Genomic DNA, 19,775 nt, shown 5'->3' with positions numbered 1-19,775 from the left:
GGAAAGGGGACGCGGCGGCCGGTCGTGCCCGCGGACGGGCGCGGCGGATCGTACGCCTACAGACTTCCAGGCGCCGCGGCGGTTGCCGACGGCGCCGCAACGCTGCGTTTTGCCGGCGCGGTCACTTGGCGGCGCGGACGAACGCCGCCGGATCGGGCAGCTCCACCGGCACGCCGTCGGCGTTGCAGCCGCCGGCCGCGCACAGCCGCTCGCGCAAGCGCGGCGTGGCCTGCACGATGAAGTGATAGATGGTGTTCTGCTCCACGCTGCCGCGCACCGCCTCGCTGCCGGGGCCGCGCGCCCAGATGCCGACGTCGTCGCCGCCGTGCGACTCGGCCTTCATCGGCACCAGCGACTCCTGCATGTAGTCCGGGTCCTCGGTATCGACGGCGGTCAGGTCGGGGCGTCCCTGCGCGGCCTCGTAGCTGCTGGGCATGTGCTCGTAGCGCTTGGGACCGGCCGGCTGCTGGTTGCTGGCGCCGACGTAGCCGGGGCCGTTGCTGTAGTTGAGCGTGGTGTAGGGCAGGCCGGTGGCGTCGCGGGCGAAGTCGCCGGCGTTGTCGTCCTCGCCGCTGCTGCCGCGCACCTTGCCCAGGATGGGATTGCCGCGCGCGGGATAGCCGACGAAGCTGAGCGTGTGCGAATGGTCGGCGGTGACGATGATCAGCGTGTCCTCGCCCGAGGTCGCGTCGACCGCCGCCTGCACCGCCTCCGACATGGCGATGGTGTCGGTGAGGGCGCGGTAGGCGTTGCCGTAATGGTTGGCGTGGTCGATGCGGCCGCCCTCGACCATCAGCACGTAGCCGTCGGGGTTGCGCGAGAGCACCTGGATCGCCGCGCGCGTCATCTCGGCCAGGCTCGGCTCGCCGCCCTTGTCGCGCGGGCGGTCGTGCTCGAACTGCATGTGGTCGTAGTTGAACAGGCCAAGCAAAGGCGCGCCCGACTGGGCCTGCGCCTGCTGCAGTTGCCTGGCGTTCCAGACGTAGCGGCCCTGCGGGTGCGCGCGCTGCCATTCCTCGATCAGGTTGCGGCCGTCCAGGCGCTGGCCGACCTTGTCCTCGTCCTCGGGGTCCTGCAGCGTGGCCGGCGCGAATTCGCCGCGTCCGCCGCCCATCGCCACGGTCGGGCCCTGCCCGAAGCGCGGCGCCAGCAGTTGCTGGGCGATGTCCTTGCAGCCCTGCTCGATGGCGGCGGGCGGGAGGTCGGCGTCGTTCTCCCAATTGCGCTCGGGCACGTGCGCGTAGGTGGCCGCAGGCGTGGCATGGGTCAGGCGCGCGGTGCTGACCACGCCGGTGCTCAGGCCGGCGCTGTCGGCCAGCTCCAGCCAGGTCAGGCGCGGGTGCCGCAGCGCCGTGGCGCAGTTGCCGCGCTTGCCGGTGGCATCGACGCTGATCATGCCGGCGCGGGTCTTCACGCCGGTCATGATCGCGCTCATGGTGCCGGCCGAATCCGGCGTCTGCGAATCGGTGTTGTAGGTCTTGCTGAGCGCGGTATCCGGGAAGCGCTCCCAGGCGAGTTGGTTCTCCTCGCCCGACTGGCCCTTGCGCTGGCCGTCGAGGATGCGCGCGGCGGCGACGGTGGTCAGGCTCATGCCGTCGCCGAGGAACAGGATCACGTTCTTGGCGCGCGCCCGCATGGCGCCGTTGGCGGCCGCACGCGCGGCGCCGTTGCGGTACCACCACGCCGGGGTCTCGCCCTGCGGGTGCGCGATGGACGGCACTTCCACCGGCGGCGTGGCGGCGGGCGCGGGGCCGCGGACATTGCCGCCGCAGGCGGCCAGCAGCACGGCGAGACAGGCGATCGACAGCGGGCGCATACGGGAATCCTGGCTGCGGAACGCGCCATTATGCCGTCTGGAGATGACGACATGACGCCATCCGCACGCTGTGTCGCGCCCCGAACGCTGCGCCGCCCCCCCGGGCTGCGCTATCGTGCACCGTCCTTCCGCGGCGTGGCGAGCATGATGAAACTGGTGTCGGCCTGGTTGCGCATCCCGTTCTGGCAGCGGGTGGTCGGCGGCTTCGTGCTCGGCGCGCTGGCCGGCTGGCTGCTGGGGCCGGCGGCCAAGACCTGGCTGGAACCGCTGGGCGACCTGTACGTGACGCTGATCAAGATGATCGCGGTGCCGCTGGTGTTCTTCGCGGTGATCAACGCGGTCTCCTCGCTGCACGGGCAGAAGTCGGTGGCCGCGCTGGGCGGGCGCACCTTCCTCTGGTTCGTCATCACCGCCGCCTTCGCGGTGGCGGTGGGCCTTGGCATCGGCACGCTGCTGCAGCCGGGCGTGGGCGTGATGCGGCTGAGCGTGGATGCGGCCTACACGCCGCGCGACGTGCCCAGCGTGGCCAAGGTGCTGCTGGACGTGGTGCCGTCCAATCCGTTCTACGCGCTGACCGGCATCGGCACGCGCACCAACGCCGCCGGCGAGACCGTGCTGGCGGCCGGGCGCGGCTCGATCCTGCCGGTGATCTTCTTCGCCGCGCTGCTCGGCTTCGCCATGGTCAAGCTCGGCGATCGCGTCGCCGGCGCGCGCAAGCTCACCGGAGAGATGAGCGAGATCATGGTGCAGGTCACGCGGTTCGTGCTCGAGGTGACGCCGATCGGCACCTTCGGCCTGATCGCCGGATTGGTCGGCGCCTACGGCTTCGAGAAACTGATCCCGCTGGGCAACTTCGTGTTCGCGCTGTACCTGGCCTGCGCGCTGCACATCGTGGTGGTGTACGGCGGCCTGCTGCTGGTGCACGGCCTGAATCCGCTGAAGTTCTTCCGCGGCGCGGCGCCGGCGATGCAGGTGGGCTTCGTGGCGTCCTCGAGCTTCGCGGCGATGCCGGCGGCGATCCGCTCGGTCACGCACAACCTCGGCGTCAACAAGGACTACGCCGCCTTCGCCGTGCCGCTGGGCGCCAGCATCAAGATGGACGGGTGCGGGGCGATCTATCCGGCGCTGTGCGCGGTGTTCATCTCGCAGTACACCGGCACGCCGCTGACGCCCGACCAGTACCTCATCGTGCTGATCGCATCCGTGCTCGGCAGCTTCGGCACCGCCGGCGTGCCCGGCACGGCGGTGGTGATGGCCACCGTGGTGCTGAGCGCGGCCGGGCTGCCGCTGGAGACCATCGGCTACCTGTACGCCATCGACCGCGTGCTGGACATGATGCGCACCATGACCAACGTCACCGGGCAGATGCTGGTGCCGGTGCTGGTGGCCAAGGAAACGGGCATGCTGGATCGCGGCGTCTACGACGCAGCACCGACCGATCTCGGCATCGACGACGACGGTTCGGCCGGCGAGCCGGCGGGCGAGGCCGGCAAGCGCACGGGTTGACGGCGCGAGGCCGCGGCGCCGCCTTCGGCGGCGACGCGATCAGCGGATCAGGATGCGGGTGGCCGCCTCGGGCCGCGGCTCGAACGCCGGTACGGTCTGCCCGCTCAGCGCCTTGCCCTTGGCGTCCCAGACCGAGGTCTCGGTGGGGAAGGATTCGCTGCGGGTGAGCTCGTCGATCTTGGCGGCGACCGCCTTCACCGAGGCCGGATGCTCGGGATTCCAGGCGAACACGCCGTAGCGCGGATACCAGACCACGGGCGTGGCGGCGTCGAGCCGGCGATCCGGGCACATCAGATAGCCGCGCTTCTGCAGCACGCGCAGCGCCCCCACCGGCACGGCGCGCACGCCGGGCGTGGTGCGTTCGACGGAGTGGCCCGGGCAGACGTAGCCGGCTTCCTCGATGCTGCGTTCGTAGACTTCGGCATCGCTGGCGTAGGCGACGGCGGGAGCGGCCAGGGCGATTAGCAGGGCGGCGGCGAGGCGCATGTGGAGTCCTTTCGCTGTGACGGGTGTCCGGACTCTAGCCGCGCCGGCCGGCGGCGTGGTTACGAATGCGTTAGAGCCGCGCGCCGGTCAGCGGCTGTAGCGCCACGACAGCATGCGGCCGTCGCGATAGGGCATCACGCCGTGGAAGGGGCGCGGGTCGCCGTCGAAGACCAGCGGCAGGAAGTTGCGGTCGCCTTCCCACATCGGCAGCGTGTGCAGGTCGCCGAGCGCGACCCATTCCAGCGTGCCCTCGGGATTGCGCTCGATCGGCGTGCCCGCGTAGCGGGTGACCACGAACAGGAAGCCCAGCCAGTCCTCGCCGTGCTTGCCGAAGCCCGGCCAGCTGATCGTGCCGCGCAGCCGCAGTTCCTCGCATTCGATGCCGGCCTCCTCGCGGATTTCGCGGCGCATGCCGGCCAGCACGTCCTCGTCCGGCTCGATCTTGCCGCCCAGCCCGTTGTACTTGCCCAGGTGGTGGTCGTCCGGCCGGGCGTTGCGGTGGAGCATCAGCACGCGCTCGCCGTCGGGCGACAGCACGTAGCCGAGGGTGGCGACGATCGGGGTGTAGGGCATGCGGGGCGCGCGGCGACGGGGGACGCCTAGTGTCCCCGATCGCGCCGGCGGCGACCAACTGCCGCGCGCGTCAGCGCGGCGCCGGCTTGCGCTGCTCGGCCAGTTGCGCGTCGAGCTTGCGCTCGGCCTCGTCGGCGATCGCGCGGCAGCCGGTGGGCCTGGGATGCGGCTTGTCCGCGTTGGCGTAGTCCCAGCCGCTGAGGTCGGCATGCGGGGTGATCGCGAGGTCGCAGGGCAGCGCGCGCACGGTGGCGAAGCTGCGCCGGAAGTCCTCGACGATGCGCGGATAGCGCGGGTTGCCGATCAGCCGGTAGCCCGGCGCGCTGAGGCTGTCGATGTAGGCCAGGCGCAGGGGCTTGCCGTCGCGACTGTCGTTCCAGGTCCAGCTCATGCTGCCCGGCGTGTGCCCGGGCGTGAAGTGCACGGTGAAGACGACATCGCCGAGCGCGACGGTTTCGCCGTCGTGCAGGAGGCGGTCGGCCTGCGCGGCCGGGTAGAGGATCCCGTCGCCGAAATGGATGTCGTCGCTGCCGCCGTGGGCGAGCAGCACGGCCGATTCGGCATTGCTCAGCAGCCGCGCGCCGGTCGCGCGCTTGATCGCCGCCAGCGGGCCGACGTGGTCGCCGTGGGCGTGGCTGTGCAGGATCAGCTTGAGGTCGCCCGGCGCGACGCCGAGCTCGCGCATGTGCGCGAGCAGCATGTCCGAGGCCTGCGCCAGTCCGCCGTCGACGAGGACGGCGCCGGCATCGGTCTTCACCAGCAGCGAGCTGAGCGCCGCGGTGCCGATCTGCCAGGTGCGGTCGGCGATGCGCATCGGCGCGACCGGCTGCCGCCACGTGTCGTCGGACTCGTATCCGCGGCCCTGCGGCAGCAGCGCCTCCGAGGCGGGAATGCAGGCGGAGGCGAACAGCAGGCCGCAGGCGGCCAGCAGCGGGAGCGGTTGGAGTCGTCGGGACATGCGCGGTGTGGCCGGTTGCGGGCGGTGCGCCAGTGTTGGCGCTCGCGGCGGCAAAGGCCAGTGCAGGATGCCGTGCCCGCGGCATGCGCGGGCGTAACCGCCGTCACCGTCGCGGGCGACGGCGTTCGCGTCGAGCCTCGATCAGAATTCGCGTCGCGGCATCGCCAGGCGCCCGCCGAGCAGCGCGAACAGCATCGGCAGCAGCAGTCCGACGACGGTGATCCAGGCCTGGGCCGGCATCCAGGTGGCGTAGACGACCACCGCCACGGTGACCAGCGCGCCGACCACGGTGGCCGCGCTGCCGCGATGGGGCTTGGCGATCGCCGCGCCCAGCCAGCCGCCGAGGAAGGCGGACAGGGCCCAGCCGGCCAGCAGGCAGGCGATGGCCTGCACTGGAGCGGAGGTGGCGTAGTCCACCAGTTCGGTCGGGTTCGACTTCGAGACGAACGCGGCCACGGCTTCCGGCGTCGCCGGCACCGCGCCGCGCGGCGCGGGGTGGAAATGGGCGTATCCGTACTGCGCGCCGTACAGCGCCAGCACGGCCAGGATGATGCCGGTCACACTCCCCAGGATGGTACGTACCATCGCGCGTCCTCTGCGTTGATTGCGCCATTAGGATGGCGCGCGCCGGGGCAACTGGCAACAGCGGCGTCCCGCGGCGGCCGGCCGTGGCCGCCGCGGCGGGCACGCGCGCGTGCACAATGGCGCCGCGCGGCGCCATTCCCGCAGCCGCATCACGGAGCCCGGCATGAGCGGTCATCAGCGCGAACTCAACTTCCGTTTCCTGGCCGAGCCGGCGGACGTGAACTACGGCGGCAAGGTGCACGGCGGCGCGGTGATGAAGTGGATCGACCAGGTCGGCTATGCCGCCGCCGTGGGCTGGAGCGGGCACTACAGCGTCACCGTGGCCGTGGGCGGCATCCGCTTCGTGGCGCCGATCCGGATCGGCGACCTGGTGACGGTCTCGGCCAAGCTGGTGCATACCGGCACCACCAGCATGCATTTCGCCATCGACGTGCGTGCGCGCAACCCGATGGACGAGGGCAGCGAGCGCCTGTGCACGCATTGCGTGATCGTGTTCGTCGCGCTCGACGCCGTGGAAGGCAAGCCGATCCCGGTGCCGGCCTGGACGCCGCAGAACCCCGAGGACCGGCGCCTGGGCGAGTACGCCACCCAGGTGATGGCGCTGAGCAAGGATATCGAGGGCACCGTCGCCCACTACCACGACGGCGAAACGGACAAGGCCGCCGGTTGAGGGCGGCCCTGCGGGTACGCGGCGGAAGCCGTCACTCCACGCCGGGAGGCACGTCTCCGTCGTTGCTCGCGCAATCGAGGACTTCGACGGTCTGATAGCTGCTGGTGATGCCCCAGGTCAGGTGGTAGATCTCGCACTGCCCATCGCGGAAGCTCCTGACGCCCACCACGTCCGTGCGCGCCGCCGAGCTGTAGTAGGTCACCACCGTTTCCTGGTTCGGCCCCGGCATCGGATAGGCCCAGGCGGCCAGCGACACCAGGATGCCGGCCACGAGGGCGCCGCCCACCACGATCTTTTTCGTTCGGGTCATGCTGTTTCTCCTTCGGTTAGTGAATCGACGTTTGTCTAGGCGTCTCCATTTCGACGCCTCACTTCACCATGGCGCCCGACGGCGGACGCGGAACGCCAGGCTGCCTCCATCGCGCAGCCTCTCGATCATATAAAAGCGGGCAAAAGAAAACCGCCACGATGGGCGGTTTCTCGATGCTGCGGTCGCAGCGTGGATCCGGGCCGGCGATCAGATGCCGGACACGCGCCGCGCCTGCATGAACTTGCGGCTCCAGTACCCGTCGGCGAGGCTGGAGATGGTGACGTCCCGGCCGGTGCGCGGGGCATGCACGAAATTGCCGTTGCCGACGTAGATGCCGACATGGTCGACGCGGCGGCCGCGGCGGCTGAAGAACACCAGGTCGCCGGCGCTGAGCGCGTCGCGGTCGATCTTCTCGCCGCTGGAGGCCATCTCGCGCGAGACGCGCGGAAGCTCGATACCGAGCGCGCTGCGGAACACGTAGCCGACCAGGCCGCTGCAGTCGAAGCCTTCGGTCGAGGTGCCGCCCCAGCGATAGGGCGTGCCGAGCAGGGCGAGGGCGCGCTTGAGCACGTTCTGCACGCGGCCGTCGCCGTTGGCCGGCGCGTCGGTCGCGGCCTTGCCGGTGGCGGCGATCTGCCGGCTGGCGTCGCCGGCGAACAGGATGCGGTCGGGCGCCGCGGCCTGCAGCATGGGCACCGGGGCGGTGGCGATCTGGATGGCCGGGGTGTCGGCCAGCGGCTGATCGGCCGAGTCGCCGGTCAGGCCGGTCCCGGCCATGGCCGGCGCGGCGGCCAGCAGACCGATGAGAAGGAGGGAACGGATGCCCGTCTTGGGGCAGGAGGAGGCGGCGCGGCGGCCTGAGGATGGGTCGGAAGTCGTCACGCGCGGTTAATGATTGAATCGATGAGGCGGGATGGTGCCCTAGCAAGCCTTTGATTTGGTTCAAAAATCGTTAGAAATTCGTAAAACCGGGTGCAAATCTGTCACAAACTCACTTCAGCACCCGTTTAGCTCCGCTGTAGTGGTCGCGCCAGTAGGCGCCGTCCAGGTAGTCCAGCCGGACCGTTCCGCCGGTGCTCGGGGCATGCACGAAGCGCCCCTCGCCGACGTAGATCCCGACATGGGTGACCTGCCCGCGGCTGCCGAAAAAGACCAGGTCCCCGCTGGCCAGGCGCTCGGGCTGGATGCGCGGCCCCTGGTAGGCGGCCAGGTCGCGGGAGGTGCGCGGCAGGCGCAGGTCGAGCATGTCGCGGTAGACGTAATTGACCAGGCCGCTGCAGTCGAAGCCGCCCTCGGGGGTGTTGCCGCCGTAGCGGTAGGGGGTCCCCACCAGGCCGAGCGCGCGCATCAGCACCGCGTTGGCGGCGGCCGGATTGTCCGGCTGCACCATCGTCCAGGTCCGCGAGGGCGGCGGCGGCGCCTGTGGGCGCTTGGCGCGCACCTGCTCGCGGCCGCCGCAGCCGGCCAGAAGCAGCAGCGCGCCCAATAGCGGCGCGTAGCGCAGGAGGACGCGGGTCGGCGCAAGCGCAGGGGCGCCTGCGTGCGCGCCGGGAGCGAGGATTGGCGCCGGATCGGCGGAGCCGGGATAATGGGCGACGTGGTTCATCGAGGCCGCATCTTGGCCGAATCCCCTTTGCGTCCACAACCTTCCCATTCACAGGCAGGCGGCCCCGCCGCCCAGCGAGTCGTCCGTCCATGAAAATCGCGAAAGACAGCGTCGTCCGTTTCCACTACACCGTGTCCGAATCCGGGCAGGAGCCGATCGAGACCTCCAAGGAGCGCGAACCGCTGGCGATCCTCATCGGCCACGGCAACATCATCCCGGGCCTGGAGAAGGCGCTGGACGGCCACGAGGCAGGCGACAGCTTCGGCGTCGACGTCCCCGCCGCCGAGGCCTACGGCGAGCGCCGCGAGGGCCTGACCCAGCGCGTGCCCAAGAAGCACTTCGGCGACCAGAAGCTGGCCCCGGGACAGCAGGTGGTGCTCAACACCAACTTCGGTCCGCGCGCGGTCACCATCGAGAAGGTCGGCATGAGCGTGGTCGACGTCGATCTGAACCATCCGATGGCCGGCAAGGACCTGCACTTCGACATCGAGATCGTCGACGTGCGCGAAGCCGGCAAGGAAGAGCTCGAACACGGCCACGTCCACGGCGACGGCGGCCACGAGCACTGAGCGGTCCGCCGCCGCATCGCACGGCACCGACGAAAAACGGCCCGCTCGCGCGGGCCGTTTTCTTTCGCGTCCTGGCGGAGGGCGTCCTCAGTTGACGCTGACCGCGCTCCAGGCCTTGGCGACCGCGTTGTATTCGGCCGAGCCGGCGCCGTACAGGTCGGTGGCCGCGTTGAGGGTGGCGGTGCGCGCCTGCGGGTAGGTCGTGCCCGAGTTCATGTACACCGTCAGCGCGCGGTACCAGATCGCGCCGGCCTTGCTGCGGCCGATGCCGGCGACGGTGGTGTCGCCGTTGCACACCAGCTTGGCGGGCGTCAGGTTGAAGGTCGTGCCCGAGCCGAACCCGGTGGGGACCACCGCGCCTTCCGCCAGCAGGTAGAAGAAGTGGTTGCCGACGCCCGAGGTGTAGTGCGGATCGTTGGTGAGGTCGTCGTTGGCCGGGAAGCCGCCGCTGGGGTAGCAGTCGTGGCTGTCGCCGTCCACGCTGGGCTTGAACATGTAGCGCAGCGCGGTCGTGCCGCCGGGATTGCTCTTGTAGATCTTCTCGCCGATCAGGTAGTCGCCCGGATCGTTGGCGTTGGCGATCGAGAACTCCACCAGCGTGCCCATGATGTCGGAGCTGGCTTCGTTCAGGCCGCCGGCGTCGCCGGAGTAGGCCAGGTCGGCGGTGGCCTCGGTCACGCCGTGGGTCATCTCGTGGCCGGCCACGTCCAGGGCGACGAAGGGGTTGTAGGAGCCGCCGCCGTAGCCGTAGGCCATGAACTTGTAAGGCGCGCCGTACCAGCCGGCATTGTTCGGCGTGGTGGTGCCGCTGGGCGTGTAGAACTTGACGTTGACGATGCTCTTTACGCCGACGCCGTCGTTGAAGATGCCGTTGCGGCCGAAGGTGTTCTTGTAGAAGTCCCAGGTCGCGGCCACGCCGTAGTGCGCGTCGGCGGCCGCGGTCACGCCCGAGGAGGTGGTGTTGGTGCCCCAGACGTTGTCGGCGTCGGTGAAGATCGGCGCGGTGTTGTAGACGCTGTCGATCACCTTGTTGTTGCCGTTGCGGGTACTGCCGTTGCCGCGGGTGGGGTCGAGCAGGCGGTAGCTGGTGCTGCTGACCTTGTCGGTGGTGATCGAGACGTTGCCCAGCAGCAGCGTCTTGCCGGTGCCGGTGGCGGCGGCGGTCTTGAAGATGTTCCAGCCGTCGAGCACCTTGTTGCTGGTGGCGTCGACGAAATAGCGCATGTCGGCGCTGCCCCAGCGCTCGGACACGCCGCGCACGCGCACCTCGTAGGCCAGCACGGGCTTGGCGCCGCGGGCGTAGACCACCAGGCCGTTGCTGCCGAGCTGGTCGATGGTGCCGGCGAACTTCACGCCCGCGGTAACCATGGCCTCGTCGGCGGAGATGCGCGGCTTCAGCGACGCCGGACGGGCGGCGCTGCGCAGGGTCGTGCTGGCCTTGGCGAGCAGGCCGTTGCGCGAATGCACCACCGTGTCGCCGAAGATCACCGGCAGGCCCTGGAAGCTGCGCTTGAATCGGGTATGCGAATCGCCGTTGGCGTCGATGGTGACGTCGGCGGCGACGAAGTCATCGCCGTCGGCGCGCTGCAGCGCCTTGGCGTTGGCGGGAACGCCGACCAGCCCCTGCGCGCGCTGCACGACGGCGGAGAACTTGTTCGGGGCCCCGGCCCGGGAGAAGTCGGGAGACGCGGCGAAAGCGGACAGCGGCAGCGCGAGCGAAGCCAGGATCGCGATCTTGAGCGGGTGCGTTTGCATGTTTCTCTCTCGGATGATGAAGGTCGCCCGGCTTGGCTGCGGTCCGCGTTGCGAGCGGCGCGCCGTGGCCGGGCTGCGCGCAACTTAGGAGAAGCCCGAGACGCCTGTCATGTTGCGTACGCAGCAGGGGCGAGGCGTTGCGTAAGGGGCGCATCGCGGCGTAATCGCCGCCCTTTTCGCCAAAGTAGGGTGGATGCCCCGTTGTGCGTTCCATGAAAACGGCCGGCGGGCGCCGGCCGTCTTTTCGGACATGACGGAATGAGAAAAAGTGATCAGTTGACGTTGGCCGCGCTCCAGGCGCGCGCCACCGTGCTGTATTCCGCGGAACCCGCGCCGTACAGCTCGCTCGCCGCCGCCAACGTCGCCGCGCGGGCCTGCGGGTAGGTGGTGCTGGAGGTGAACTTGGTGGTCAGCGCCCGGTACCAGATCTTGCCGGCCTTGTCGCGGCCGATGCCGGCGATCGCGGTGTCGCCGTTGCACACCAGCTGCGCGGGCGTGAGGCCGGAGCCGGCCGGCACGACGGCCCCCTCGGCGAGCAGGTAGAAGAAGCGATTGGCCACGCCCGAGGTGTAGTGCGGATCGTGCGCGCCGCCCGCCGCCTGGTTCGGATCGAAGCCGCTGCCGCCGATGTAGCAGTTGAACGACTTGCCGTCGGCGCCCTGGTTGTACATGTCGCGCAGCGCCAGGCCCCCGGTGCGCAGGGTTTCGCCGATCCGGTAGTCGCCCGGGTCGTTGACGTTGTTGGTGTAGAACTCGACCAGGGTGCCGAGGATGTCGGAATTGCCCTCGTTGAGGCCGCCGGCGTCGCCCGAATAGGCCAGGTTGGCCGTGGCCGCGTTCACGCCGTGCGACATCTCGTGGCCGGCCACGTCGATGGCGACCATCGGGCCGTAGCCGCGCGTGGCATCGCCGTCGCCGTAGACCATCGCCTTGATGCCGAAGACCGCCGCGTACAGGAACGCCGCGTTCGCCCCGGTGGTGGCGCCGCTGGAGGTCTTGAAGTTGGTGTGGGCGTAGCTCTTGATGCCCGCGCCGTCGTTGAAGATGCCGTTGCGGCCGTGCACATTCTTGTAGTAGTCCCAGGTCTTGGAGACGCCGTACTGGATGTCTGCCGCGACCGTGGCGCGATCGCTGGTGGCGTGATTGCCCCAGGTGTTGTCGCTGTCGGTGAACAGCGTGGCCGAGAAGGAGCCGAGCAGGAAGTCGAGCGCGTTGCTGACCGTCGCGCCCTTCATGTCGTAGACGCTGCCGTTGCCGCGGGTGGTGTCGATCAGGTCGTACCTGGTGGTGCTCTTCTTGTCGGTGTCGAGACTGAGGTCGCCGTAGTAGTAGGAATTGCCGGTGCCGACCGCGGCCGCGGTCTGGAAGTTGTCCTCGACGGCGAGGGTTTTCCCGCCGATCGCGTCCACGTAGTAGGTCACCATGCCCGAATGCGTGCTGGTGGGATCGCCCTGCACGATCACCTCGTAGGCCAGTACCGGCTTCGGGCCGCGGGCATAGACCACCAGCTGGTTGCTGCTGATCTCCAGGACGTCGCCGCCGAAGCGCGCGCTGGCCGCGTCCGCCGCCTGCTGCTTGCCGATGCGCGCGGTCAGCGCGGGACGCAGGGCGCTGCGCAGCGACAGCCGCGCCGACTTCATCGTGCCGTTGCGCGAGCTGACGATGACGTCGCCGCCGATCATGCGCAGACCGCGATAGCTGCGGTCGAAGCGCACGTGCTCGGTGCCGTCGGCGTCGACGACGGTGTCGCGGGCGGTGAAGCTGTCGCTGTCGTTGCGCTGCAGGGCCTTGGCGTTGGCGGTAACGTCCGCCAACGCCTGCGCGCGTTGCGCGGCGCCGGAAGAGAAGCCTGGGGACGCCGCGAAGGCGGAGAGCGGGAGTGCCAGCGCCGTCGCGATGGCGAGTTTGAGCGGATGCGATTGCATATTCATTTCGTATCTCTCTCGGTGAGGAAATGAGGATGGACATGCCGACGACCGGTATGCGGAATCGCGCAATCGGTCCGTCTTCTGGTGCCGCGATGAAACGCCGGGACCCCTGCCGCAAGCTTGCGGCCGCGATAGGGCGGGAAGGGCTTCGGCGTGTTCGACTCTAGGGAGGTTCCGGGAGCCGTGTCATGTTGCGCGCGCAATAGCGCCCATGCGGCGGGATTTTCCTTCGCCCGCTCCGACGCCGCACCGCGAAAGCGCATGGAATCGGACCTCCCATGGCTCGGTGATGGGGAGCGATCGCTTGGCGGAACACAGCATGCCGCCGACGGACAGGCCGTTCCGTGGCATGACCTGCGAACTGCATGCCACAAGGCGTGAATGCCCGGTGAAATTCCGGCGCCAGCCGGTAAACTGGCGCCATGAACCAACCCGATGACGTCCTGATCATTGGCGGTGGGGTGATCGGGCTGGCCAGCGCGTTGGCGTTGCTCGATGCCGGCCGCGGCGTGCGCGTGCTGGAGGCCAGTGCGGTCGGCAGCGGCAGCTCGCACGGCAACTGCGGCACCATCACCCCCAGCCACGCCGCGCCGCTGGCCGAGCCGGGCGCGGTCGCCAAGGCCCTGCGCTGGATGCTGACCCCCGATGCGCCGTTCTACCTGCGTCCGCGCCTGGACCGGGAGCTGTGGTCCTGGGCGCTGCATTTCGCCTCGCGCTGCAATGCCGGCCACTGGCGCTCGGCGATGGTCTCGCGCGCCACCCTCCTGAAGGCCTCGCGGCAATGGCTGCCGCAATGGGTGGAGCGTTACGGGCTGGATTGCGAGTACGCCGAGGAGGGCGTGGACTACGTGTTCCGCGACGCGCGCGTGCTCGAGCACTTCGCGAAGGAACTGCCGCCGCTGGCCGAGCTGGGCATCGCCTCGGAGGCGATCGACGGCGCCGAGTACCTGCGCCGGGAGTCGGCCCTGCGCGAGGGCGTGCGCGGGGCGATCCGCTTCCCGGGCGACGCGCGCCTGCGGCCGGACCGCTACGTGGCCGGTCTGGCGCGCGCGGTCCGCGCGGCCGGCGGCCTGATCGAGGAGGACTGCCGCGTGCAGGGTATCCGCGAGGACGACGACCGGGTGCGCGCGTCCACCCCGCGCGGCGATTTCGAGGGACGGGAGCTGGTCGTCGCCACCGGCGCCTGGTCGCCGCTGCTGGCCAGGGCGACCGGACTGGCGCGCATCCCGCTGCAGCCGGGCAAGGGCTATTCGATCACCTACGACCGTCCGGCGCTGGCGCCGAAACAGCCGATCGTGCTCTACGAGCGCAGCGTCTGCGTCACCGTGTGGGACAGCGGCTACCGCCTGGGCAGCACCATGGAATTCTCCGGCTACGACGAAACGCTCAACCGCCGCCGCCTGGACGCGCTCGAACGCGGCGCGCGCGAATACCTGCACGAGCCGGTCGGGCCGGTGAAGCGCGAGGAGTGGTATGGCTGGCGGCCGATCGCCGCCGACGACATCCCGCTGATCGGCCGCTCGCCGCGCCATCGCCACGTATGGCTGGCCACCGGCCACGGCATGCTCGGCGTGAGCATGAGCACCGGCACCGGCGAGCTGGTCGCCGACCTCGTCTGCGGACGCACGCCGCATTTCGATCCCGCGCCCTACGCCCCGGAGCGTTTCGCATGAGCACGCGCACGCAGGCGCTGGAATTCGACCTGGTCGTGATCGGCGGCGGCTCCGGCGGCCTTGCCGCCGCCTTCCGCGCCAGCGAGCACGGCGCGCGCGTGGCGATGCTGGAGCCGGGCGAACTGGGCGGCACCTGCGTCAACGTCGGCTGCGTCCCCAAGAAGGCGATGTGGCTGGCGGCGCAGCTGTCCGAGCACATCGCGCTGGCGCGGGAGGTGGGCTTCGAGGTGGCGCGGCCGAAGCTGGACTGGTGCGAATTCATCGCCGACCGCCAGCGCTACATCGCCAACATCCACGCCAGCTACCGCCGGCGCCTGGACGCCGGCGGCATCGTCCTCGTGCCCGCGCGCGGACGGCTGCTCGATGCCCGCACCGTCGTCACCGACGACGGCGCGCGCCTGGTGGCCCCGCACATCCTGATCGCCACCGGCGCGCGGCCGCAGCGGCCGTCGATCCCCGGTACGGAGCTGGGCCAGGTGTCCGACGACTTCTTCCGCTGGGTCGAGGCGCCCGCGCACGTGGCCGTGGTCGGCGGCGGCTACATCGGCGTGGAACTGGCCGGCGTGCTGCAGTCGCTGGGCAGCTGCGTGGAGCTGTTCGTGCGCGGCGACCGCGTGCTCGGCCATTTCGAGGCCGAGCTGGCGCTGCACCTGGAGGAGAACTACCGGCAGGCCGGCATCGCGCTGCATCACGGGTTCGATCCGGCCGCGCTGGAGCGCGGCGGGGACGGGCGGCTGCGCATCCTCGCCCGCGACGATCGCTCGGCGACGGAGTTCGACGCCGTGCTCTTCGCCACGGGCCGCGTGCCCAATACCGGCGATCTGGGCCTGGAAGCGGCCGGCGTCGCGCTCGGCGAGCGCGGCCATGTCTGCGTCGACGATCGGCAGAACACCAATGTCCCCGGGCTGTATGCGGTGGGCGACGTCACCGACCGCATCGCGCTGACGCCGGTGGCCATCGCGGCCGCGCGGCGACTGATGGATCGCGTGTTCGGCGGCAAGGCCGAGGCCCGGCTCGACTACGGGAACGTGCCGACCGTGGTGTTCTCGCATCCGCCGCTGGCCAGCGTGGGCCTGAGCGAGGCGCAGGCGCGGGAGCGTTTCGGCGAGGACGTGCACGTCTACCGCGCGGAATTCCGCGCCATGCTGCACGCCCTGGCCGAGTCGCCGCAGCGCAGCCTGTTCAAGCTGGTCTGCGTGGGCGAGGAGCGCCGCGTGCTCGGCATCCACCTGCTCGGCGACGGCGCCGACGAGATCCTGCAGGGCTTCGCGGTGGCGCTCAAGCGCGGCATCGTGCTCGACGACCTGCGCGACACGGTGGCGATCCACCCGACCTCCGCCGAGGAAGTCGTGCTGATGAAGTGACGTCCGCGGCGCGCGGGCGCCGCCTTCCCGCTGGCATCGGCGGCCAGCGGCATTTTCCTCCAGCGAGCGAAACGACGATGCGAGTTCGGACAATCTGCGGGGCGGTGTGGATCCTGCTGTCGGCCTTGCCGCTGGCGCAGGCGGCGGCGCAGGCCCCCGCGATCGACGCGCTGCTCGGCGCGCCGCTCCCCGATGCGCCGGTGGCCGCCGCGCGCGCACCGGTGATCGCCTGGAGCGCCAGCGAGCGCGGCGTGCGCAACGCCTGGGTGGCGCGGGCGCCGGCGTTCGCGCCGCGCAAGCTCACCGCCTACGACCGCGACGACGGCCAGGCGCTCAGCGGCCTGCGCCTGAGCGCCGACGGCCGCTGGCTCGCCTACGTACGCGGCACTCCGAGCGCCACCGCGAGCGGGCAGGCGGTCAACCCCGACAACGATCCGGACGGCGCCGCGCGCGCCGTCTGGCTGCTCGCCACCGACGGCGGCGCGGCCGCGCGCAGCTTCGCCGGCCGCGATCCGCTGTTCTCGCCCGACGGCGCGGCGCTGGTGCTCGGCGGCGCGGCGGGCATCGAATGCCACGCCGTCGCCGCGGCCGGGCCGGGCTGGTGCGCGGAGACCCTGCTCAAGCTGCCGGGCAACAACAGCGCGGTGGCGTTCTCGCCCGACGGGACGCGCCTGCTGTTCACCAGCGACCGCGGCGACCATGCCTACGTCGGCGTGCTCGATCTGGCCGCACGCGAGGTGCGCTGGCTGGCCCCGGACTTCAACCGCGACGGCAGCCCGGCCTGGTCGCCCGACGGCAAGCGCGTGGCCTTCCTGCGCGGCGCCGGCGCGCGCAACGACGAGAAGTTCGACGTGACCGCGGCGAGTGCCTTCGAGGTGTGGACCGCCGACGCGGCGACGGGCGAGGGCGCGCGGTTGTTCCGCTCCGGGCCGCGCGCCGGCGGCTATGCGCAGTTCGCGGTCGAGGAGCCGCTGCGCTGGGCGCGCGACGGCCGCATCCTGTTCGCCTCCGAAGAGGACGGCTGGCTGCACTGGTACGCGCTGGCGCCGGGCAGCGGCGCGCCGAACCCGCTCAGCCGCGGCGAGTGCGAAGCCGAAAGCGCGGCGCTGGCCGACGACGGCGCGCTGGTGTTCGCCGCCAACTGCGACGACATCGAGCGCCGGCAGCTCTACGCGGTCGGGGCCGGCGGCGCGGCGCAGCGGCGACTGACCTCGCCCGAGGCCATCGCCACCGATCCGGTCGTGGCCGGCGAATGGATCGCCTTGCTGCATGCCGACGCGCGATTGCCGACCGCGGTGGCGGTGATGCCGCGCGCCGGCGGAGCGCCGCGACGCATCTTCCCCGCCGCGCTGCCCGCCGATTTCCCGGTGCGGGCGCTGGTCGTGCCGAAGACGCTGACCCTGCGCGCGTCCGATGGCGTGGTCTCGCATGCGCAGCTGTTCGAGCCGGCCGGCGACGCGGGCAAGCGCGCGGCGATCATCTATGCGCATGGCGGGCCGATCCGGCAGATGTTCCCGGGCTGGCACCCGATGGACTACTACTACCACGACTACGCCAACAACCAGTGGCTGGCGGCGCAAGGCTACGTGGTGCTCTCGCTCAACTACCGCGCCGGCACCGGCTACGGCCAGGCTTTCCGCACCGCGCCGAAACAGGGGCCGCGCGGCATGAGCGAGTACCAGGACGTGCTGGCGGCGCGCGCCTATCTGGCCGGCCGCTCCGACGTCGATCCGGCGCGCATCGGCATCTACGGCGGCTCCTACGGCGGGTACCTGACCGCGCAAGCGCTGGCGCGCGACTCCGCGCTGTTCGCCGCCGGCGTCGACCGCCACGGCGTGCACGACTGGCGCGAGGCCGCCAAGGGCGGCGACAACAGCGGACTGTGGGGGCTCAAGCCGGACGAGCTCGACCTGGCCTGGCAATCCTCGCCGGTGTCCCGGCTCGAGGGTTGGCGCTCGCCGGTGCTGGTGGTCCACGGCGACGACGACCGCGCGGTAAAATTCGCCCAGGGCACCGACCTGGTCGCGCGGCTGCGCGAACGCGGCGCGCCGGTGGAGACGCTGGTGGTGCCGGGCGAGGAGCACCTGTTCCTGCGCCATGCCACCTGGCTGCAGGTCTACCGCCACTCGGCGGACTTCTTCCGACGCAAGCTGACGCCATGACCGATCCGATCTTCCATCTGCACCGCGGCACCGCGCCGCTGCTGATCAGCGTGCCGCACAACGGCACGCACGTGCCGGCCGGGATCGCCGCGCGCCTGACCGAGGACGCGCGGCGCGTGCCCGACACCGACTGGCACGTCGCCGATCTGTACGCCCCCATGCGCGAGCGCCTGGGCGCCTCGATGATCGCGTCCACGCATTCGCGCTACGTCGTCGACCTCAATCGTTCCGAGGACGACGTCTCGCTGTATCCCGGCCAGAACACCACGGGCCTGTGCCCGGTGGTGCAGTTCACCGGCGAACCGGTCTACCTCGACGGCCAGGCCCCGTCCGAGGACGAAATACGTACCCGCGTCGACGCCTATTGGCGCCCCTACCATGCCGCGCTGCGCGAGGAGCTCGAGCGCCTGCTGGCCGAACACGGCCGCGTCGTGCTTTGGGAAGCGCATTCGATCCGCAGCGTGCTGCCGTTCCTGTTCGACGGCCGCCTGCCGGACCTCAACCTCGGCACCGCCGGCGGCGCCAGCTGCTCGCCCGGGCTGCAGCGGAGGCTGGAGGACGCGCTCGACGCGCAGGCCACCTACAGCCACGTCGTCAACGGGCGCTTCAAGGGCGGCTACATCACCCGCCACTACGGCGATCCGGCGCGCGGCATCGAGGCGGTGCAGCTCGAGCTGGCCCAGCTCAACTACATGGACGAGGACAGTTTCGCCTGGGCGCCGGAGCGCGCCGCGCGGCTGCAGCAGACGATCGCGCGCCTGCTCGACGCCGCGCTGGCATGAGGCGCGCGGCGGCGTGAGCGATCCGCGCGATGCGCCCGGAGCCACCGTGCAGGCGCTGGACGTGGCGCCGATCGACGCCCCCATCGAGTCAGCGGCCGAGCCGGCAGCCCCGTCGCGGGAAAGCGCGGCGGCGGCCGCGCACCGGCTCGACGCCGTCGGCGTGCTGCTGGCCGCGGGCGGCGCGATCGCGTTCTCGGGCAAGGCGATCATCGTCAAGCTCGGCTACCGCCATGGGGTCGACGCGGTCACGCAGCTGGGCCTGCGCATGCTGGTGGCGCTGCCGTTCTTCCTGCTGATGGGCCTGTGGGCGGCGCGGCGCGCGCGGCCGCTCGCCCGCGGCGATCGCGGGCGCATCCTGCTGCTGGGCTTCTTCGGCTACTACCTGGCCAGTTTTCTCGATTTCGCCGGACTGGCCTACATCACCGCCACGCTGGAACGGCTGATCCTCTATCTGACGCCGACGCTGGTGCTGTTGATCGGCGTGGTCCTCGCGCGGCGCCGGCCGACCCGCACGCAGCTGCTGGCGCTGGCGATCAGCTATGCCGGCGTGCTGCTCGCCTTCGGCCACGACCTGCGCGCCGGCGAGGGCAGCATCGCGATGGGCAGCGCTTTGGTGTTCGGCAGCGCGCTGTCGTACGCCATCTATCTGTTCGGCAGCGGCGAGATCGTCGCGCGGGTGGGCGCGGTGCGCCTGACCGCCTACGCCAGCGTGGTGGCGAGCGTGCTGTGCATCGCCCAGTTCCTGCTGACGCGGCCGCTGGCGGCGCTGCGCCTGCCGGCCGAGGTGTATTGGCTGTCGCTGCTCAACGGCACCGCGTGCACGGTGCTGCCGGTGCTGGCGGTCATGATGGGCGTGGCGCGGATCGGGTCCTCGCTGGCGGCGCAGATCGGCATGATCGGGCCGGTGTCGACCATCGTGCTCAGCCTGTTGATCCTGCACGAACCGATGGGGCCGTGGCAGTTGGCCGGCACCGTACTGGTTCTTGCCGGCGTGCTGGTGGTGACCCGGGTGCGTTCGGCCTGAGCCGATCT

The 19,775-nt window shown here is 70.9% G+C and carries 18 protein-coding genes; 8 read left to right on the top strand and 10 right to left on the bottom strand.

Translation table 11 applies throughout. The annotated features are described in order from the left end of the window. Positions 1–121 precede the first annotated feature (121 nt). Positions 122–1,816, bottom strand: a complete 1,695-nt coding sequence (locus MD221_RS05485) for an alkaline phosphatase family protein (RefSeq protein WP_242108380.1) — start codon at positions 1,814–1,816, stop codon at positions 122–124. A 147-nt stretch (positions 1,817–1,963) separates the two neighbouring features. On the opposite strand from MD221_RS05485, the gene MD221_RS05480 reads away from it, so the two are divergent. Beyond that, positions 1,964–3,322, top strand: coding sequence for a dicarboxylate/amino acid:cation symporter (locus tag MD221_RS05480; RefSeq protein WP_242108379.1), 1,359 nt, complete (start codon positions 1,964–1,966; stop codon positions 3,320–3,322). 39 nt (positions 3,323–3,361) lie between these two features. Here the strand turns inward: MD221_RS05480 and MD221_RS05475 are convergent, their stop codons facing one another. From MD221_RS05475 to MD221_RS05460, 4 genes are all read right to left on the bottom strand, one after another. Beyond that, on the bottom strand, positions 3,362–3,808 hold the full coding sequence (locus MD221_RS05475) for a hypothetical protein (protein WP_242108378.1): 447 nt from the start codon (positions 3,806–3,808) through the stop codon (positions 3,362–3,364). A gap of 87 nt (positions 3,809–3,895) precedes the next feature. Further along, positions 3,896–4,381: an NUDIX hydrolase gene (locus tag MD221_RS05470; RefSeq protein WP_242108377.1), complete on the bottom strand. Its 486-nt coding sequence runs from the start codon at positions 4,379–4,381 to the stop codon at positions 3,896–3,898. 70 nt (positions 4,382–4,451) lie between these two features. Further along, positions 4,452–5,339 (bottom strand): subclass B3 metallo-beta-lactamase, encoded by an 888-nt coding sequence (bla, locus tag MD221_RS05465; RefSeq protein WP_242108376.1) that lies wholly within the window; start codon positions 5,337–5,339, stop codon positions 4,452–4,454. Positions 5,340–5,480: 141 nt separating this feature from the next. Further along, a complete protein-coding gene (locus MD221_RS05460; RefSeq protein WP_242108375.1) occupies positions 5,481–5,924 on the bottom strand; it encodes a hypothetical protein in 444 nt (147 codons plus the stop codon). Between the two features lie 163 nt (positions 5,925–6,087). On the opposite strand from MD221_RS05460, the gene MD221_RS05455 reads away from it, so the two are divergent. Then, complete coding sequence (locus tag MD221_RS05455; RefSeq protein ID WP_242108374.1) at positions 6,088–6,594, top strand: acyl-CoA thioesterase; 507 nt, start codon at positions 6,088–6,090, stop codon at positions 6,592–6,594. Between the two features lie 31 nt (positions 6,595–6,625). On the opposite strand, the gene MD221_RS05450 is transcribed toward MD221_RS05455, so the two are convergent. The 3 genes from MD221_RS05450 to MD221_RS05440 all read right to left on the bottom strand — a co-directional run bounded on the left by MD221_RS05450 (position 6,626) and on the right by MD221_RS05440 (position 8,510). Next, on the bottom strand, positions 6,626–6,904 hold the full coding sequence (locus MD221_RS05450; protein WP_242108373.1) for a hypothetical protein: 279 nt from the start codon (positions 6,902–6,904) through the stop codon (positions 6,626–6,628). A gap of 207 nt (positions 6,905–7,111) precedes the next feature. Further along, positions 7,112–7,786 (bottom strand): C40 family peptidase, encoded by a 675-nt coding sequence (locus MD221_RS05445; protein WP_242108372.1) that lies wholly within the window; start codon positions 7,784–7,786, stop codon positions 7,112–7,114. Between the two features lie 109 nt (positions 7,787–7,895). After that, positions 7,896–8,510: a C40 family peptidase gene (locus tag MD221_RS05440; protein WP_242108370.1), complete on the bottom strand. Its 615-nt coding sequence runs from the start codon at positions 8,508–8,510 to the stop codon at positions 7,896–7,898. An 89-nt stretch (positions 8,511–8,599) separates the two neighbouring features. Between MD221_RS05440 and MD221_RS05435 the strand changes: the two genes are divergently transcribed. After that, positions 8,600–9,079 carry an FKBP-type peptidyl-prolyl cis-trans isomerase gene (locus tag MD221_RS05435; protein WP_242108369.1) on the top strand — a complete coding sequence of 160 codons (480 nt, stop codon included), beginning with the start codon at positions 8,600–8,602 and terminating at the stop codon, positions 9,077–9,079. Between the two features lie 87 nt (positions 9,080–9,166). On the opposite strand, the gene MD221_RS05430 is transcribed toward MD221_RS05435, so the two are convergent. After that, the gene (locus MD221_RS05430; RefSeq protein ID WP_242108368.1) at positions 9,167–10,834 is read right to left on the bottom strand and encodes a M4 family metallopeptidase; all 1,668 of its coding nucleotides are present in this window, start codon (positions 10,832–10,834) and stop codon (positions 9,167–9,169) included. 272 nt (positions 10,835–11,106) lie between these two features. Next, entirely contained in the window at positions 11,107–12,765 is a 1,659-nt protein-coding gene (locus MD221_RS05425) for a M4 family metallopeptidase (protein ID WP_242108367.1), read from the bottom strand. A 419-nt stretch (positions 12,766–13,184) separates the two neighbouring features. Here MD221_RS05425 and MD221_RS05420 point away from each other — a divergent pair, with 419 nt between their 5' ends. From MD221_RS05420 to MD221_RS05400, 5 genes are all read left to right on the top strand, one after another. Further along, on the top strand, positions 13,185–14,435 hold the full coding sequence (locus tag MD221_RS05420; RefSeq protein ID WP_242108366.1) for an NAD(P)/FAD-dependent oxidoreductase: 1,251 nt from the start codon (positions 13,185–13,187) through the stop codon (positions 14,433–14,435). Next, positions 14,432–15,799, top strand: a complete 1,368-nt coding sequence (gene gorA / locus MD221_RS05415; protein ID WP_242108365.1) for a glutathione-disulfide reductase — start codon at positions 14,432–14,434, stop codon at positions 15,797–15,799. The genes MD221_RS05420 and gorA overlap by 4 nt, the downstream gene beginning before the upstream one ends. Before the next feature lie 77 nt (positions 15,800–15,876). Then, the gene (locus MD221_RS05410) at positions 15,877–17,961 is read left to right on the top strand and encodes a prolyl oligopeptidase family serine peptidase (RefSeq protein ID WP_242108363.1); all 2,085 of its coding nucleotides are present in this window, start codon (positions 15,877–15,879) and stop codon (positions 17,959–17,961) included. Beyond that, entirely contained in the window at positions 17,958–18,743 is a 786-nt protein-coding gene (hutG, locus tag MD221_RS05405) for an N-formylglutamate deformylase (protein ID WP_242108361.1), read from the top strand. Before MD221_RS05410 ends, hutG begins: the two co-directional genes overlap by 4 nt. Before the next feature lie 160 nt (positions 18,744–18,903). After that, a complete protein-coding gene (locus tag MD221_RS05400; RefSeq protein WP_242108597.1) occupies positions 18,904–19,767 on the top strand; it encodes a DMT family transporter in 864 nt (287 codons plus the stop codon). Positions 19,768–19,775 lie beyond the last annotated feature (8 nt).

Source organism: Luteimonas aquatica (genome assembly GCF_022662575.1).
Taxonomy (GTDB): Bacteria; Pseudomonadota; Gammaproteobacteria; order Xanthomonadales; family Xanthomonadaceae; genus Luteimonas; species Luteimonas aquatica.
Note: the sequence above shows the minus strand (reverse complement) of the source record. Positions and strands in the feature narration are given on the sequence as shown.